13 protein-coding genes are annotated in these 17,961 nt (G+C 39.6%); 4 read left to right on the plus strand and 9 right to left on the minus strand.

Features of this window, described 5'->3' with window-relative positions; all coding sequences use genetic code 11:
• Window positions 1-81: 81 nt before the first annotated feature.
• From HCO57_RS07890 to cobA, 9 genes are all read right to left on the minus strand, one after another.
• Complete coding sequence (locus tag HCO57_RS07890) at window positions 82-1,524, minus strand: rubredoxin (RefSeq protein WP_167988569.1); 1,443 nt, start codon at window positions 1,522-1,524, stop codon at window positions 82-84.
• 11 nt (window positions 1,525-1,535) lie between these two features.
• Window positions 1,536-5,063 carry a nitrate reductase gene (locus HCO57_RS07895; protein WP_167988570.1) on the minus strand — a complete coding sequence of 1,176 codons (3,528 nt, stop codon included), beginning with the start codon at window positions 5,061-5,063 and terminating at the stop codon, window positions 1,536-1,538.
• A 128-nt stretch (window positions 5,064-5,191) separates the two neighbouring features.
• Window positions 5,192-5,875: a response regulator transcription factor gene (locus tag HCO57_RS07900; RefSeq protein ID WP_245167559.1), complete on the minus strand. Its 684-nt coding sequence runs from the start codon at window positions 5,873-5,875 to the stop codon at window positions 5,192-5,194.
• A gap of 85 nt (window positions 5,876-5,960) precedes the next feature.
• Entirely contained in the window at window positions 5,961-7,244 is a 1,284-nt protein-coding gene (locus HCO57_RS07905) for an alginate export family protein (protein ID WP_167988571.1), read from the minus strand.
• 42 nt (window positions 7,245-7,286) lie between these two features.
• Window positions 7,287-8,114 (minus strand): ABC transporter ATP-binding protein, encoded by an 828-nt coding sequence (locus tag HCO57_RS07910; RefSeq protein WP_010517638.1) that lies wholly within the window; start codon window positions 8,112-8,114, stop codon window positions 7,287-7,289.
• Window positions 8,115-8,132: 18 nt separating this feature from the next.
• Window positions 8,133-8,972 carry an ABC transporter ATP-binding protein gene (locus HCO57_RS07915; protein WP_167988572.1) on the minus strand — a complete coding sequence of 280 codons (840 nt, stop codon included), beginning with the start codon at window positions 8,970-8,972 and terminating at the stop codon, window positions 8,133-8,135.
• An 11-nt stretch (window positions 8,973-8,983) separates the two neighbouring features.
• Window positions 8,984-10,090 carry an ABC transporter permease gene (locus HCO57_RS07920; protein WP_167988573.1) on the minus strand — a complete coding sequence of 369 codons (1,107 nt, stop codon included), beginning with the start codon at window positions 10,088-10,090 and terminating at the stop codon, window positions 8,984-8,986.
• A gap of 12 nt (window positions 10,091-10,102) precedes the next feature.
• Window positions 10,103-11,488: a CmpA/NrtA family ABC transporter substrate-binding protein gene (locus HCO57_RS07925; protein ID WP_167988574.1), complete on the minus strand. Its 1,386-nt coding sequence runs from the start codon at window positions 11,486-11,488 to the stop codon at window positions 10,103-10,105.
• A gap of 200 nt (window positions 11,489-11,688) precedes the next feature.
• Window positions 11,689-12,465 carry a uroporphyrinogen-III C-methyltransferase gene (cobA, locus tag HCO57_RS07930; RefSeq protein WP_167988575.1) on the minus strand — a complete coding sequence of 259 codons (777 nt, stop codon included), beginning with the start codon at window positions 12,463-12,465 and terminating at the stop codon, window positions 11,689-11,691.
• 120 nt (window positions 12,466-12,585) lie between these two features.
• Between cobA and nirB the strand changes: the two genes are divergently transcribed.
• The 4 genes from nirB to HCO57_RS07950 are packed head-to-tail and all read left to right on the plus strand — an operon-like array spanning window position 12,586 to window position 17,920.
• Complete coding sequence (gene nirB, locus HCO57_RS07935) at window positions 12,586-15,099, plus strand: nitrite reductase large subunit NirB (RefSeq protein WP_167988576.1); 2,514 nt, start codon at window positions 12,586-12,588, stop codon at window positions 15,097-15,099.
• 23 nt (window positions 15,100-15,122) lie between these two features.
• Complete coding sequence (gene nirD, locus HCO57_RS07940) at window positions 15,123-15,500, plus strand: nitrite reductase small subunit NirD (RefSeq protein WP_010517648.1); 378 nt, start codon at window positions 15,123-15,125, stop codon at window positions 15,498-15,500.
• Window positions 15,501-15,520: 20 nt separating this feature from the next.
• On the plus strand, window positions 15,521-16,108 hold the full coding sequence (locus HCO57_RS07945) for a DUF4202 domain-containing protein (protein ID WP_167988577.1): 588 nt from the start codon (window positions 15,521-15,523) through the stop codon (window positions 16,106-16,108).
• Between the two features lie 3 nt (window positions 16,109-16,111).
• On the plus strand, window positions 16,112-17,920 hold the full coding sequence (locus HCO57_RS07950; RefSeq protein WP_167988578.1) for a type IV pili methyl-accepting chemotaxis transducer N-terminal domain-containing protein: 1,809 nt from the start codon (window positions 16,112-16,114) through the stop codon (window positions 17,918-17,920).
• Window positions 17,921-17,961: the final 41 nt, after the last annotated feature.

Consider the following 17,961-nt stretch of genomic DNA (forward strand, 5'->3'; position numbering starts at 1 on the left):
CAGGAATACTAAAACCTACAATACTACCATAGTAATACCAACTTTTGCTAAATAAATAGTTATGTAAATGTAAATCTTACACTACTTAGCCAAAACCAACTTTACAGGTTTAAAATTTGCTAAAGAAGCCTCACAAGTGGGGCAGCTATATAGCGATGGTAATTCTTTAAATGGAGTGTTTTTAGCTATTTTATTCTTTTTATCCCCTACGGCGGCATCATAAATAGTAAAACAATCTTGACATTGGTACACTGTACTACCCTCTTCCTTTGCCTTAAGTTGCACTTTCTCTTCTGTTGGTGCGGTCACCTTGTGCAATTGTTCAAAATATTTTTTACTTAACTCCATTAATAGGCCACTCAACTCTACCTTATCCACATCTTGTGCGTACACTACATAAGTATCTGTATTGGGGTCAAAATTTTTAAAGTGTAGCACGTTGTAAGAGGGCCTAACCTCAAAATCCGCAACGAGTTTAGGTGGCGGATTCTTTTCTATTACAATAGAGGAAAAATGAGAGCGTTTGCCTACATCATTACTAATACCAAAGGTTAACCCATAGGTGCTAATGTCATTTTGATCAAAATTACGTACTAGGAATCGTTTTAAATCTAATGCTTCTGCATCATCTACAGGCAAATGCCAGTTCATTTCTAACTGCGAATGGCGAACATTAATACCGTTTAACCCTAAAAAACGTTCCAAAGCAGGCCTACTCTCGGTTTTAATCCCTTTTACTATTAAAGATTTCCAAGGGGTAATACAGATTTTACCAATACCATTGTCTAAACAGAAGCCGCAAAATTCTTTTAAAAATTTTAAATCGTACCGATTGTTTCGCCAATAAAGCCCTAACCAATACTGATCTAACCCCATTCTGTTCATCCCTTCATAATAAGGAAAGGTTAAATAAGGCGTTTGCAAGGGCTGCTGTATGTTTTTGTTGTTCGTTTCTAATTTTTGATTGATGATGGTGAACAGCTGGTCTACATTGTCAATTCCAGTAAACACTTCTTCTATGTTCCGCGCAATTTTTACGATATCCCAACTGTAAATTAATACTGGATAAAACGCTTTGTTTTTCCAATGCGGAAGCATAACATTTAAATACCAATAATCTTCTTCTTCCGAAGCGATGAAGTTGAGGTTGCCGCTAAACAAGGGAACCAACCGCTGTTTGGGGTCTGTAATGTTTATTTTTAATTTAGGTTGATAGTTAAATTGCTCCAATAAATACAAATACGTAGACCCTTTTAACCAGTGGGTCATGTCAAAAATATCCGCAGTAACATAAGAGCAAACAATGTTTTGATAACTTCTGTCTGCTACGATGTTTGTATTAAACTCTGACAACAATTCTAGTTGTTTTTTGCTCTTTTGAGGTAATGGAAAAAGCAAATCTTGGCGCGAACCAAAAAACACTTCTTGCAGACCTGCAGCTTCTAACATGGCGATGCTATCCTTTAATTCGCCTGGTGAAGTAACCCCACCTTTAAAACATATGCGATGCAAATCGTCATTCATACCACCTAGATTTAAACCGTTTGTAATTGTGCTTCTAAAATTGCTTTCACTTCTGGTTTACAGCTACCACAACCTAAACCAGCACCTGTTTGTGCAACTAAATCTGTAAATCCAGTGCACCCTCCATTTATAGCTTTTTCTATATTGCCCTGCCCCACTTGGCTACAAGAACATACTAATTTCCCTAACATAGGTTCACCAGAAGGCGCGCCACGGAGCAGTTCGTCTCGCTTATCAGAAAGCTCAATTTCCTCTTCAATTAGCCGTTTAAACTCGGCAAACTCATTTTTATCTCCAATTAGGATAGCACCTTTTAATATATCGTCTTTAACGATACATTTTTTATAAAAACGCTTGTGCACATCCATAAGAACAATTTCTTGGTAGGTATCATCATTCTTGGGGGCATTTACCATACCAATACTACAGAGGTCCAAATCATCAAACTTTAAAATGTTCATTAGGACGGAGCCATTGTAAATGCTACTTAAATCGCCTAGGATATAATTGGCAGCTACATCTGCTTGTTGTTCAGCAGCAGAGGTAATACCAAACAAACTGCCATTAAACTCGGCAATCTCTCCCATAGCAAAAATACTAGGGTCGCTTGTTTGCAGGTACGGATTCACAACCACTCCTCTACCTGTTTGTAAGCCCGCATCCTTGGCAATATCCATATTTGGTCTAGTCCCTATGGCATATACAATAGCATTACAATGTAATGTACGTCCCGTTTTTAGATTGATTTGTAAACTATGTGCAGCACCATCAGCATCAAAGATGGTACTGACTTCATTATCAAAATAGATTTTAATACCCCGCTCTTGTACATCTTCTGCCAATAACCTACTAGCTATGGGGTCTAATTGGCGCTCCATTAAACGCGGTGCACGCTGAATGATACTAATTTCTAAACCAATTTTTTTTAATGATGCCGCTAACTCCAATCCCAATAATCCACCACCAACAATAGCTACATGTTGTTGTGCATTGGGTAAACCAGTATCATTTAAATAGGTTTTTAATCGGTCTGCATCCCCTTTTTCCCGCATGGTAAAACGCCCAGGCAAATCCATGCGTACCCCTTGAGGAACAAATGCACGGCTGCCTGTTGCCACAATGAGCAAATCATACGGATGTTCCTGGCCAAAATCATCGTAAACCACCTTTTTCTGAGCATCTATTTTCTGAATCCCATTTTTAGCATATAAATTAACTTGAAGTTTTTCCAATTCGCCTTCTTTAAACTTTTTTAAAGCCTCCCAACTTAAATCTTCATTCACATATTCTGGTAGTAAAACCCGATTATAGAACGGGTTTTCTTCTTTAGAAAAAACAGATATCGTATCAATCTTGTTTTTATCTCTATAGGTTTGGATAAAACGATAGGCAGCTGCCCCTGCGCCAATTACTACCAAATTCTGTTTGGTCTTTTTGTATTTTTCTACTTGTACAGCACTATATTTAAAGTCCGGCTCCTTAGAAATTGGGTCTACCAAGGCATGCGTTAAGTTATTTGCTCTACTAAAATCCTGATTAAGAATTTTGCCCCAATGCATGGGTAAAAACACTACTTTTTCCCGAATATCAAAATTGATTTTAACCTTTGCCCGCACCTCCCCACGAGGGTTTTTGACCACCACAACATCGCCTTCTTTTAATCCACGAATATGGGCATCTACCGTATTCATTTCTAAAAAAGGTGTAGGGATATGGGTTAACAATCGCTTAACTTTCCCTGTTTTAGTTCGCGTATGCCACTGGTCCCTAACCCTACCCGTATTTAGTATCAACGGAAATTCTGGACTAGTAGCTTCTGATTTGTTGTAAAGACTTTGCGGTGCATTAAACTGTACTTTACCAGATAGGGTAAAGTAGTTTTGGTCAGTGAACAATCTTGGTGTACCTGGGTGTTCTGCGTGGGGTACTGGCCATTGAAAACTACCTTCTTTTTGCAAGCGTTCATGAGATAACCCAGCAATATCTATATTGGTGCCTTTCGTCATCAGGCAATATTCATCATACACCTCTGCGGCCGACTCATAATCAAACCCTTTAAATCCCATTTCTTGCGCAAAACGCCATAAAATTTCTGCATCTGGCAAGGCTTCTCCGGGAGCTTCCAATACTTTAGGTAAATAGTTAATGCGCCTTTCGCTATTAGTCATAGTGCCTTCTTTCTCTAACCAACCTGCTGCGGGCAGCAGTAAATCTGCATATTTAGTAGTTTCAGAATTATGGCTGATATCTTGCACAATGACAAAATGGGCTTTCTCTAGGGCTCGTTCTACAAGCTTAGCATTAGGTAAGCTCACAACAGGATTGGTACAAATAATCCATACGGCTTTCATTTTACCACTTTCCAAGGCTTTAAACATTTCTGTGGCCGTGTAGCCAGGTTCTGCTTGGATGGGCCCAGAGTTCCAAAATTCTTGTACGGCCAACCGGTCTTTGGGGTTACCTAAATCTTTATGAGCTGCCAGTAAACTTGCCATACCACCAACCTCTCTACCACCCATAGCGTTGGGCTGCCCGGTTAAAGAAAATGGTCCGCTGCCGGGTTTTCCTATTTGCCCAGTTAAAAGTGAAAGGTTTAGTAAGGATACGTTTTTATCTACCCCAATAACACTTTGGTTAAGGCCCATGGTCCACATACTTATAAAACCTTTGGCATCTGCTATATATCTGGCCGCTTTTCTAATATCCTCTACAGGAATACCACACAAATTGGCTGCCTGCTTTAAAGACAACTCAAAAGCTTTTTGTTTGCACGCCTCAAAATTTACCGTGTGCTTGGCTATAAATCCTTTATCTATTTTTTTCTTTTCTATAAGCCATCTTGCTATGGCATTGAATAGGATTACATCAGTTCCCGGTAATAGCTGTAAGTGCAAGTCTGCCAAAGCGCAGCTTTGTGTCTTACGTGGGTCTACAACAATAATCTTAACCTTAGGGTTTTTCTCTTTATGCGCTTCTATACGCCTAAACAAGATGGGGTGGCACCAAGCCGGATTGGCTCCTGCAATTAAAAAACAATCTGCCAATTCTATATCTGCATAGGCAATGGGTACGGCATCATTACCTACCGTTTTTTTATACCCTACTACGGCAGAACTCATACATAAACGTGAGTTGGTGTCTATGTTATTGGTCCCAAAAAAACCTTTGGTTAATTTATTGGCTAAGTAATATTCTTCTGTTAGACATTGCCCAGAAACGTACATACCTACGCTGTTTGGACCGTATTTTTGAATTATACTTTTAAATACTGCAGCGCCTCTTTTAAAGGCTATATCCCAAGACACCCGTTGTCTTGCATGGTTTTTACTCCACTTCATCTCTGGATATAGAATGCGGTCTGTGGTATCTTGTGCTACATAATTCAAGGTTTTCCCTTTGGAGCAAAGCATACCTTTGTTCACAGGATAATCTGCATCTCCTTCTAGGGTTATTGCTCCTTTTGGGTCTTTGTGTATCACCATACCACAACCCACACCACAATAGGAACATACAGTTTTATGTGAGGTAGAATTTTTCATAATCAAAGGAATTGCCAATGCTTATGGAAAATTATAAAAATACGTATTAATACGTAGTATTTATATCATAAATATGCGTCCAAAAAATAGCGTTTCAACAAAAAATAAGGGTAAACAGAAAGAATTGTTTAAAATGAGCTTAGATTGTGCGCTCTCGCTTTTTTGGTTAGGTCGAAAAGGTTTTTAACCTCCATCTTTTTCATGAGGTTAAACCGATGCGTTTCTATGGTTCTTTTGCTATTCTGAAGCTTTTCTGAAATTTCTTTATTGGTATAGCCTTCCAGTATCAATTCTAATACTTTCAATTCTTTTTTGGTTAAATCGAATGGTATTTCGTCTTCTGATGTTTCCGCAACTTCATTAGAATTAGCAAATAAATTATTGACCAAAACATTAGAAATATCGCCACTAAAATATTTACCGCCGTTTTGTACGGTATGTATCGCTTTGATAAACTCTGCCTTGTCCGTGTCTTTTAGCAAATAACCACTAGCCCCAGCCTTAACCGATTTAAGAATATACTCCTCAGAATCGTGCATAGACAAGATGATGCATTTGGTTTTAAGGTCTTTCTGCAGATTTAATTTTTCTACCGCCTCTATACCACCCATTTGCGGCATTCGAATATCGATTATCAACAAATCCGGGGCTTTTTGCGCTACCATATCCAAGGCTTCTAGACCATTACTGACTTCTGCAACTACATCTAAATCTTGTTCTTCTTCTAGTAGCGCACGAATTCCATCCCTTACCAAGGCGTGGTCGTCTGCCAAAACAATTTCTATAGTCTGCTGCATAGTTTGTGGGTCCATATCGCAAATGTAATTGAATTATCTATAAACTAGAAAAGGCCACATTGCCTAAACAACATGACCCAATCGAAGCAATGTGTTACTTTTATTTTTCTGCTGTGGTGAAAAATTTAGGTTTTATGATGAGCATGGCCCAAGCCCAATTTTGAGAACTTGCCGCATCTGCTTCTGCCACCCCTTTAAGCTCGTACATACCATCTGAAGGAAATAAGTGCGAATAGCCCACTTTTAAGGCAAAACCTTTAAAGCCTTGGGAATACACCAAATCTAATTCCGTTCCCAAAGATTTTTCGCCGCTTGGCAACTCTTCTGCGCCCGAGAAATTAAGCACTTTTGCCATTAGGCCACCTTTTTCTCCTAATTTAAAATTAGCACTTAAGTGTACATCTGTTAGCCCAACAGAATTAGCATGGTTACCTACGTAGAAGTAATCCATTAGACCATTAAACTTGTGATTGGTACCATACAAAGGAAAGAAAGCTCCTGTTTCCCCAGCGGTTTCGCCATCATTGCCGCTAATAAACTCCACTCCGGCACCTAGCCCTACTTTGCTCGATGCCTTATAGGACACATCTAATCCTAGTAGACTAGCTCCTTTAACTTCCAAACCGCCTTGGCGCTCTCCAGATTGGAAATACGCATTAGCGGCAGCACCAAAACTACCTTTGTTGTATTTAAGGTGTACCCCAGCGGTAAACAGATTGTTTAGACCGTCTGCAGCTCCTTCGTCATCAAAATTTTGGAACCCATTATTCATTAACAAAGCACTCCCAGAAAACGAATCCCATTTCTGACTCAAATGCAGCATTTGCATGGTTTTATAGCTAAAGAATCCGGTAGTGTTGTACGCCGTACCCACAGATTGAAATCCGGTTGGATTATCAAAATCTTGGTTAAATGCAAAGGCAAAATCCATTTTAAATTTATCCTTACCATATTTTATCATGGCGGCATCATGGTTACGACCTTGTTGTGCCCAATCTAACCCCCCTAAAATACGTTGGTCGTCATACGATAATACTTGTCGCCCTAATTTGGTAGACCACCCAGAACCTAGGTTCAATTCTGCCCAAGCTTCAAAAACGGCAAAAGAATCGTTTTGATCATCCGGTAAAATCTGTCTGTTCTCACCCCAAACTAAAACATCTTGTATACTTAAGAATACATTAAAGTTTTCGGTTTTAAGGCCTGCGTTTAGTCTTGCCCGCGTAGAAATGGCAAAACCAGGGTCTGCCGCATCCGGAATTATACTTCCAAATCCGTTTCTGTATTCCGTACGTGGTCTAAATTGACCATCTAAAGTAAACTGTGCTTGGGTGGTGGCAAGGCAAAAGATACCTAGGCCAATAGTACATATTAGCTTTTTCATACTGATTATATGTTTGGGTTATTTAGTTTTTTATTGAAATTTTTAGTGTTCTAAAAAATCGATTAAGTGTTTTCTATACTTGTAGTAATCGGCATGTTCCAAGACCGATTTTCGGGTTCGGGGACGTTTGAATTCTATGGGCAAGACATCACCAATTTTAGCTCTTGGTCCGCTGGTCATCATAACCACACGGTCTGCTAAAAAGATAGCTTCGTCCACATCATGGGTAATCATCACCGCAGTAATTTTTTCTTTATTCCAGATTTCAATCAAAATATCTTGTAGTTCGCCACGGGTAAGGGAATCTAACATTCCAAAAGGCTCGTCTAGCAACAATACCTTGGGTTTTATAGCAAAAGCCCTTGCAATACCAACACGCTGCTGCATCCCTTGAGAGAGTTCGTTCGCCTTTTTATGAAAAGCTCCTTCTAGCCCTACCTTGTCCAGGTAATACATAGCGATGTCTTTTCTTTGGGATTTACTGGCATGCGGAAAAACCTGATTTACCCCCAACAATACATTTTGCAAAGCGGTCATCCATGGCATTAAACTAGGTGCCTGAAAAATAACTCCACGGTCTGGCCCTGGGCCTTTGATAGGGCTACCCAAAACCGAAATACGCCCATCAGAAATTGGATTTAGCCCTGCAATCATAGAGAGCATGGTAGTTTTACCACAACCGGAATGCCCAATAATGGTCACAAACTCTTCTTTTAATATCTGCAGATTTAAATGCTCTAAGACTACATAATCGCCTTTTGGTGTTGGATACACTTTTTTAAGGTCGTTTAAATCTAACATTACGTTGTCTGACGGAAATGTTATACCATTTTGATGGCCAAGTGCTTCTTTAGTAACTTCTACAACCATGATTTCTTTTTTTAGAGATTAGGCAACAAAACTTTTAGGAGCCACATCTGGCAAAACATATTCTTTCTTAGAGGCAGATTTACGCGCTTCTCCAATACCCATGAGGTATTCAATAATAGCGTTACGGGTCTTTTTGTATTCTGGATTATCATTTAAAGCCGTTTTATCCCTAGGTCTGTCTATATTTATCTTGAACTCCGGCCCTAGTGTAGCATTAGGCCCTGGTTTTAAGGGTATAATACGGTCTGCCATATAAATACCTTCGTCCACATCATTGGTAATTAACAATGCTGTACGCTTGTCCTTGCTCCAGATTTTCAAAATTTCGTCTTGTAAATTCCCTCTGGTCAAGGCATCCAAAGCCCCTAAAGGTTCGTCCATAATTATCATTTCTGGATTCATTGCTAGCGCTCTGGCCACAGATACCCGTTGCCGCATACCCCCAGAAAGTTCTTTAGGTCTCTTGTTGATGGCCGGTAACAGATTTACCATTTTTACATATTCCGTTACACGCTCCTTTAATTCGGTTTTGCTTGCTTTTGGAAAAGCTTCTTTTACCGCCATGGATACATTCTGGCCTACAGTGAGCCAAGGCAAAAGGGAGTAATTCTGAAAAATAACGCCTCTTTCGTGACTGGTACCTTTTATTGGTTCGCCTTTAAACAGTACTTCGCCACTTGTAGGTTTTAGCAAACCATTAATTAAGTTAACTAAAGTAGTTTTACCACTACCGGTAAAGCCTACAATAGCTACAAATTCGCCCTCTTCTATACTAAGATTGATATCTGTAAGTACCGCTGTAGCTTCCGCTCCCGTGCCGTAAGTTTTATTGATGTTGTTTAGTTCTAAATACGCCATACCTCTTTTATTTAAGCTGTTGCGTTTTTATTGAAAGACACCATATTTTGTATGGTTAACATAATACGGTCTAGTAAAAAACCGATTATCCCAATAACGAACATGGCAACGATTATTTTTGAGTTGGAATCGTTAGCGCCGTTCTGGAATTCTTCCCATACAAACGAACCTAATCCTGGACTTTGTGCTAATAATTCAATGGCAATCAATACCATCCAAGCTACGGATAAGGTAATTCTCAACCCTGTGAAAATTAGAGGTAAAGAGGAGGGTAATATCACTTTAAACACCTTTTGGATTGCTCCTAATTTTAAAACCTTGGCTACGTTGATGTAATCTTTGTCTACCGTTGATACGCCCATTGCCGTATTGACCAATGTTGCCCACATGGCACAAAGCCCAACACTAATGAACGAGATGATAAATGCACTATCCGAGTCTGAATCTTTGGTCATGGTTTTTACAATCATAAACACCAAAAGCAACCAAACTACAGGAGATACGGGTTTAAAAATCTGAATTAACCAGTTAAAGCTATTGCGTAAAGTTGGACTCAGACCTATAATAATACCAACAGGAACTGCAATAACCAAGGCTAAAAGGAAGCCAGCGAAAACCGTTTTTAAACTGGTAAAAATCTGGTCAACAAAAGAAGGCCTACCCGTATACGTAATTGGCGCCTTACCTTCTGCTTCTCTTTTTTCATTTAAAGCAGCTGTTTTTGCCTTAAACTCGGCTTTATCCGCACTAATGGTTTTATGGTCCGCAATAAGTGTATTAAAGGACGTCCAAACCTGAGCAGGAGACGGCAAGGTGTTGGGTTGACAGCTTACATCACCAGAAGCTATACACGCCGCCATCTCGTCTGCCGCGGCCTGACCTTGGTCGGTTAATGCTTTCTCAATTTTATAATCGGCCTCTATATTAAACAGTGCTTTTGCCCCCACATGCCACAATCCAATGAATAACAAAATGGATGCAAGCGGAATTAATACCTTCCTTAAAAAGGTCTGTACATTCCATTTGGGCATTTTAGGTAGTAGCTTGGCCGCTACAGCTTTTGCTGTAGTACCAAACTTTACATTATCATCTTTTACAACAGTAACACTTTGCTTCATGGTGAGTTTGTTTTAGAGTGATGAATCGTCTTTGTTTCCTATTTCAAAACTATTGATGTACCCAATTGGGTCTTTAGCATCATATGTTTTACCATCTATAAAATCTGTAGTCGCAGGTTTATAGCCATCTGTAGTTGGAATATCACTAGCAGGTATTTTACCTTCTGCCACTAAGGCTTCCGCAGCCTTTTTCCAAATGTCTGGTCTGTAGATATCCTTGATGGTTTCATCATACCAAGCGGCTGGCTTTGTGTCTGGAATTTGCCCCCATCTTCTCATCTGGGTTAAAAACCAAATACCATCAGAATAGAAAGGATACGTAGCGTTATACTTATAGAATACATTAAAATCTGGCATGGAACGCTTGTCACCTTTTTCAAACTCGAACGTTCCCGTCATAGAATTGGCAAGAACCACCTCATCTGCACCAACATATTGTGGCATAGATAAAATCTTAACGGCTTCTGCTCTGTTTCCAGGTTCATCTAACCATTTACCAGCTCTAATTAATGCTTTGGTTACTGCTGTAGCCGTATTTGGGTTTTCTTCTACAAACTTTTTGGTCATTACAAATACCTTTTCTGGGTTGTTTTTCCAGATATCATAATTGGTAGTTACTGGCACACCAATTCCTTTAAAAACGGCTTGTTGGTTCCAAGGTTCACCCACGCAATACCCATAAATAGTACCTGCTTCTAAGGTAGCTGGCATTTGTGGTGGTGGTGTAACAGACAATAATACTTCTGCATCTATTTGCCCTTGTACGTTATCTGCAGTGTATAATCCTGGGTGTATGCCCGCAGCAGCTAACCAATAACGAATTTCATAATTGTGCGTAGATACTGGGAAAACCATTCCCATTTTAAATGCTTTGCCACTATTCTTATACTCAGAAATTACAGGCTTTAAAGCATCTGCTTTAATAGGATGTACTGGCTTACCATCATCTCCTTTTGGCACGTTTGGCTTCATTTTAGACCATACGTCATTAGAAACCGTAATACCATTTCCATTTAAATCCATAGAAAATGGTGTCACCAATTCGGCCTGTCTACCAAAACCAGCACCTGCTGCAATAGGTTGCCCTGCCAGCATGTGGGATCCATCTAATTGACCATCAATTACACGATCCAACACATTTTTCCAGTTAGACTGTGCTTCTACAGAAACAAATAAACCTTCATCCTCAAAAAAGCCTTTCTCTTTTGCAATGGCCAAAGGCGCCATATCTGTCAATTTAATAAAACCAAATGTCAATTGTGGTTTTTCAATCTCTAAAGCGGTAGAAGATGTTTCGGCTTGCGCTAAGTCTTCTCCCCTTTTCTCTTTTTTTCCTCCGCAGGCTACAAGTGCAACCATTACAAGAAAAGCGGATAATTTTGTCATAATCGTTTTCATAAAGCGGTATTGTTTAAATGGTTATTCTAATTCCTTATGTTGTAAATGTACGTATGAAATTATATTTAACTACGTATTTTTACGTATTTATACTTAAAAATATCGATTATTATGTGATTGAAAATCTAAGTAGGGGGATTTTTACAGAATGCAAAAAACAAAGGGATAAGATTTGCAAATTGATAATTTAAAAGTTTGATTTACAGCACAGAATCCAATACACGCTGTATATCATCCTCAAAAAAGAAGTTATGCTCTGCCACTACATCACCAATTATAAGTATACCTGGCTGGGTAACATCTATAGTGTTCGATACTTCTGCCATGGTGCCTAATGTACCCATAGTACAACTTTCATTTTCTAAAGTTCCGTTTTGCAAAATCGCGAAGGGAGTCCCAGGACTTTTATGTTGTAACAATACTTCTGACAACGCTTTCATTTTACGTATTCCCATAAGTATTATCAAGGTTGCCGAGGATTGTGCCGCTAGGCTTAAATCCTTAGAAAAACTACCATCTCTCGTAGTTGCTGTTACTACCCAAAAGCTGGAACTTACACCTCTTTTAGTAATAGGTATACCCTGGCTAGCTGCAACTGCTGTAACGCTACTTACCCCTGGCACTACGGTTACGGGAATACCAAAGGTATTGGCGTAAGCTATTTCTTCCGTGGCCCTACCAAACACATACGGGTCACCTCCTTTTAAACGCACCGCGTGTCCATAAGTAAAAGCGCTCTCTACTAATAGGGTATTAATTTCTTGCTGGTTTAGACTGTGCTGCCCACATCTTTTACCTACGTATATTTTCTTAATACCAGCAGGAATTTTTGCTAATAACTTTTCTGAAACCAAAGCATCATACAAAACCACATCTGCATCCTGTAAAGTTCGTAAACCCCTTACTGTTATTAAATCTTCTGCCCCTGGACCTGCTCCCACCAAACTAATTCTCGCTTCTCTATCTATTGCATTCATATGTATTTGGTTAGGTTAGAATTATTGATTTCGCAACAATGATACGTATTTATTTCGAAATAAAAAGCAATAAATTAAGTAATAATACTTAGTTTTGATTTATCAATTAAGTAGAGGCTTATGAAAAATATAATTGTTATTGGTAACGGAATGGTAGGTTACAAGTTCTGTGAGAAGTTTGTTGCCGCCCAAACTACAGGGTTTACCCTAACGGTTTTTGGAGAAGAACCAAGACCTGCCTACGACCGGGTTCATTTAAGTGCCTATTTTGAAGATGAAAATGCTATAAAACTAGAGATGGCGCCTGCCTCTTGGTACACAGACAATGGTATTAATCTTATCACCAATAACCGCATCGTAGATATTAATAAGGAAGCCAAAACGGTAACCGACCAACATAATCAACAACACACTTACGACTATTTGGTCCTAGCAACGGGTTCTGTGCCCTTTGTTCCTCCTATTAAAGGTGTAGAAAAGGAAGGCGTTTTTGTCTACCGGACTATTGAAGATTTAGAAGGGATGATTGCCTATGCCAAACACATCAACCAAATAAAACCCAATGGTAAGGCCGCCATTCTTGGTGGTGGTCTATTAGGCTTAGAAGCCGGCAAGGCAGTTATGGATATGGGCTTAGAACCCCATGTGGTAGAGTTTGCTCCTAAATTAATGCCCAGACAATTAGATGCTCGTAGCAGTAAGGTATTACAATTAAAGCTAGAATCCATGGGTATTCACATTCACCTGAGCAAGGCTACCAATCAGATTTTGGGGGATGAAATCATAACAGGAATGGAATTTGGCGAAGATGATATTTTAGAAACCGATATGCTTATTATTTCCGCGGGTATACGACCACGAGATGAATTAGGAAAAACCTGCGGCTTAAAAATGGGAATCCGTGGTGGCATAGAAGTGAATAGTCGCATGCAAACCTCTGACCCGTATATCTTCGCTATAGGAGAAGTAGCGTTATATAATCAAATGATTTATGGTCTGGTGGCTCCTGGTTATGATATGGCACATGTAGCCGTACAACAAATTTTAGGGCACACAGATATCACAATGGCCAGTGATATAGACATGTCTACCAAGTTAAAACTCATTGGTGTGGATGTGGCTAGTTTTGGCACCCCATTTATGCCCGCGGATAAAGGATTATCTATCATTTTTGAAAATAAAACCCAGTTTCTTTACAAGCGTATCAACGTAAGTCTAGATGGTAAAAAATTATTGGGTGGTATTATGGTAGGTGATGCTGCTGATTATAGCATGCTACACCAAATATATCTAAATGGGATGGCCATCCCAGAAGACCCAGCACAACTCATCTTACCTGCCAGCGAGGGCGGTGGATTGTTGGGTGATGTCATGGATTTGCCAGACGAAGCCCAAGTATGTTCTTGCGAGAGTGTTTCTAAAGGTCAAATTTGCAATACCATAGAAACAGGAGCTGCTACGGATTTGGCCGGTGTTGTTAGCTGTACCAAGGCTGGCACTGGCTGTGGAGGTTGCAAGCCTATGGTTAAAGACCTTACGGAAGCCACATTAAAATCGTTAGGCATAGAAGTCAAGGACCACATTTGTGAACATTTTGATTTTAACCGACAAGAACTGTATTCTTTAATACAGGTAAAAGGCTATGAAACGTTCAATGAGGTTCTAGATAACCATGGTAATGGCGGACATGGATGTGAAATCTGTAAACCCGTAGTCGCTTCGCTTATGGCTACTATTCACGCCGATACAGCCAATAAAGAGTATGCCATACAAGATTCTAACGACCGATTTTTAGCGAATATTCAACGGAACGGCACTTACTCCGTAGTACCGCGGGTACCGGGTGGTGAAATTACGCCAGATAAACTCATCGCCTTAGGAGAAATAGCCAAGAAGTACGATTTGTATACCAAAATTACTGGGGGTGTCCGTATCGATTTGTTTGGCGCTACCTTAAACCAGCTTCCGCTTATCTGGAAAGAATTAATTAGCCACGGGTTTGAGAGCGGACATGCCTATGGTAAATCGTTACGTACCGTTAAAACCTGCGTAGGTAGTACGTGGTGCCGTTATGGTATGGACGAGAGTGTAAGCTTTGGAATAGAACTGGAGAACCGCTATCGTGGTATTAGAGCGCCACATAAAATTAAAGGTGGCGTATCTGGTTGTATTCGGGAATGTGCCGAAGCCAGAGGTAAAGATTTTGGCCTTATTGCTGTAGAAGGCGGCTGGAATCTCTATGTGGGTGGCAACGGTGGTGCCAATCCACGCCATGCAGAACTGTTGGCGGAGCAAATAGACAACCAAACGGTTATTAAATACCTAGACCGCTACTTAATGTTCTATATGCGTACGGCAAAACCTTTACAGCGTACTGCGGCGTGGCAAGAGCGTTTAGACGGTGGTATGGCGTATCTAAAAGAAGTAATTATAGAGGATAAATTAGGAATTGCGGCCGACTTGGAAGCCGAAATGCAGACCTTGGTCAATAAGTTTGAGTGCGAATGGACTCAAGCGGTAAACAATCCGGAAATGATGAAACGCTTCAACCATTTTGTGAACAGTAAAGAAGAAGACGATAATTTGGTTTTTGTACCCATGCGCGAACAAAAAATGCCACAGCAATGGCAATAACCTATCAACCTAAAAAACAACCCATGGAAACATTTCTTTCTAAATATATCAAAACCGCTCCAGCAGAAGTCACCACATGGTTCAAAGCGGCTTCGGTAAACGATTTTCCAAAAGATGGCGGCGCCTGTGTTAAATATAAAGACAAGCAGATAGCCGTGTTCAATTTTGAGCGACTCAACCAATGGTTTGCATGCCAAAATTTATGCCCGCATAAATTAGAAATGGTTTTGAGCCGTGGTATGATAGGCGACCACCAAGGTATACCTAAGGTAGCCTGCCCGTTGCATAAGAAAACCTTTTCCTTAGAATCTGGCGAAAATTTGAATGGCGATTTACCCGCAATAGCCACCTATCCCGTAAAAATTGAAGCAGGTTTTGTGTATATTGGCTTTTCTGATTAACGTCTGAAAAACCAATACCTATGGGCAACTCCCAAAAATTAGAACAGGCATTTGCCATGTTTGATGCTGCTAATGCTAAAGATCCTAATACTGAAGTGGTGAATGGGAAAACCTATCCCAAAGAACTACTTTATGCTGAGCGAATGACCGCAACTTTAAATCGTTTTGAACCAAATGCAACCGAGGCCTTACAGCTAACTGCTCGCTGCCAGCACATTTGCCGATGGGAAATACCTAGGGAAAGCTATGAGATGAACCGAACTGGTTATTTGTTATGGCGACAGAATTTAAAGAAATTCCATGCTAAGAAAGCAGCAGATATACTAACCCAAGTTGGCTACGACCAAGAAACCATAGACCGGGTACAGTTTTTATTACAGAAAAAACAACTGAAAAGAGACGATGAAACCCAGTGTCTAGAAGATGTTATTTGTCTCGTTTTTTTAGAACATTACTATGAATCGTTCTTAAGCAAACACGATGATGCCAAAATGATAGGCATTCTACAGAAAACTTGGAAAAAAATGTCTGAGAAAGGACATAAAGCCGCTTTGGAGCTCTACTACTCAGAAAAAGGTTTGCAATTAATACAACAAGCATTAGCATAGTATATGGCAGAAAACGGGCAGAAGCATCAAACATTAGATACCCTTACTTTTTTAAGGGTTCGTAAATGGTATATTCTTGCCCTAGCTACTATAGCGTTAACTATTGTTGTAGCACAAATACTTATTCAAAATCATTTAGATTCCCAATTAAGTGACTCTAGAGTAATTAACGTTGCCGGCCGCCAAAGGGCCTACAGTCAAAAATTGGTCAAAGAAAGTCTATTGCTACAAAAAGGTGCGGAAGACACCAGCTTACCAGAACGTTTAAAAGAGACGCTTTATGTTTGGGAAACATCGCACAGCGGGCTGTTATATGGTAATGATAGCATAGGTTTACCTAAAGAGGAAAATCCGGAAATTATACAGCTCTTTACAGAATTACAACCGCACCACACCACCATGGTAGAGGCGGTGAAAAGCATCTTGCAAAAGCAAAAAACTAAGATTAGCATTGATCAAGAGGTGAACACCTTGCTACAAAACGAGCAGTATTTTTTGACCAAAATGGATGCTATTGTAAATGCGTATGATACAATTTCCAAAGAACGCCTGCAACAATTAAAACTTAAGGAATATCTGTTATTGGGTATTTCATTGCTGATTTTATTATTAGAGGTCCTTTTTATTTTTAAACCGATGTCTATCCAGATTAAAAGAACCATTGGCGATTTAATGCAGCGCAGACAACAATCGGAAATGGATGCCCAAAAAATTCAGAAAATAGCAGAGGATAGGCAAGCTTCATTACAGGAACTAAAAGAACTCAATTTTGCCATAGACAATGCCGCATTATTTGCCAGTACAGACCGCAACGGTAAAATTGCCTTTATCAGCAAAAAGTTCTTAGGCCTATTGGGCTTAGAAAAAACACCTGTAAATTCTTACCTGTACGAAGCATTAACACAAAACGAAGGGCAACAACAATATTTGCGCGAGTTACTGTCGTTAAAAAAACGCAACATCCGTACGGAAGAAATAAAAATACAAAACCATAAGGGCGTAGAAATTTGGTTAGACATGTCTATAATTCCCATGTTCCAAACCACGCTAAAGCAGAGTATTTTAATTCTATGTTCTAACAGTACGGAGCGTAAAAAGAACGAAGCCGAAATTGCAGCCTTGAACCAGCGTAATTATGAAGACCGTATGCAACAAAAACAAGTACAGGCTAGTTTAATTGTTGCCGGGCAAGAAGAAGAGCGCAAACGTATTGCAAAAGATATACATGATGGTATAGGGCAAATGTTGACCGCCTTACGCTTTAACATACAATCTATAAACTTAGACCATCCAGAAAAAGCCGCTGAAAAAGTAGCTTACCTTAAAGACTTAACGTCTGACCTGATAAAAGGAGTACGCACGGCAACCTTTAATCTAACCCCTCCTGAATTAGGAGACCACGGCATATTCCCCGCATTGCAAAAAATGACCACAGAATTGGCAAAACTTACTGGACAAAATGTGCTTTTTGAAAATAAAGCTGAAGTAAACATTCGTTTTAATTCGCTTGCAGAAACCAATATTTACCGTGTAACGCAAGAAGCCGTGAACAATGCCATTAAGTATGCACAGGCCAATTACATCTTAGTTATCATTAATGTAACGGAAAACCTATTAAGTGTTTCTATTGAAGATGATGGAAAAGGTTTTGACACTTCTATCTTAAATAAACCACCTAAAAATAATAGCGAAGGTGGCATGGGTGTATTTTTTATGAAAGAACGTATTGGATACATTAACGGTCGTCTCTTTTTTAACTCCAACCCTGGCAACGGCACCAGAGTAACCATTAATTACATGCTAGAAGACTAATTAAAGACAAATTATTTTGACATTGAATTTCGGGAAAAAGT

This window comes from Croceivirga sp. JEA036 (genome assembly GCF_011882165.1).
Classification (GTDB): Bacteria; Bacteroidota; Bacteroidia; order Flavobacteriales; family Flavobacteriaceae; genus Croceivirga.

Coding starts and splice junctions, on each gene's coding strand:
- HCO57_RS07890 (WP_167988569.1), bottom strand. CDS start 1,524: ATGAATGACGATTTGCATCGCATATGTTTTAAAGGTGGGGTTACTTCA.
- HCO57_RS07895 (WP_167988570.1), bottom strand. CDS start 5,063: ATGAAAAATTCTACCTCACATAAAACTGTATGTTCCTATTGTGGTGTG.
- HCO57_RS07900 (WP_245167559.1), bottom strand. CDS start 5,875: ATGGACCCACAAACTATGCAGCAGACTATAGAAATTGTTTTGGCAGAC.
- HCO57_RS07905 (WP_167988571.1), bottom strand. CDS start 7,244: ATGAAAAAGCTAATATGTACTATTGGCCTAGGTATCTTTTGCCTTGCC.
- HCO57_RS07910 (WP_010517638.1), bottom strand. CDS start 8,114: ATGGTTGTAGAAGTTACTAAAGAAGCACTTGGCCATCAAAATGGTATA.
- HCO57_RS07915 (WP_167988572.1), bottom strand. CDS start 8,972: ATGGCGTATTTAGAACTAAACAACATCAATAAAACTTACGGCACGGGA.
- HCO57_RS07920 (WP_167988573.1), bottom strand. CDS start 10,090: ATGAAGCAAAGTGTTACTGTTGTAAAAGATGATAATGTAAAGTTTGGT.
- HCO57_RS07925 (WP_167988574.1), bottom strand. CDS start 11,488: ATGAAAACGATTATGACAAAATTATCCGCTTTTCTTGTAATGGTTGCA.
- cobA (WP_167988575.1), bottom strand. CDS start 12,465: ATGAATGCAATAGATAGAGAAGCGAGAATTAGTTTGGTGGGAGCAGGT.
- nirB (WP_167988576.1), top strand. CDS start 12,586: ATGAAAAATATAATTGTTATTGGTAACGGAATGGTAGGTTACAAGTTC.
- nirD (WP_010517648.1), top strand. CDS start 15,123: ATGGAAACATTTCTTTCTAAATATATCAAAACCGCTCCAGCAGAAGTC.
- HCO57_RS07945 (WP_167988577.1), top strand. CDS start 15,521: ATGGGCAACTCCCAAAAATTAGAACAGGCATTTGCCATGTTTGATGCT.
- HCO57_RS07950 (WP_167988578.1), top strand. CDS start 16,112: ATGGCAGAAAACGGGCAGAAGCATCAAACATTAGATACCCTTACTTTT.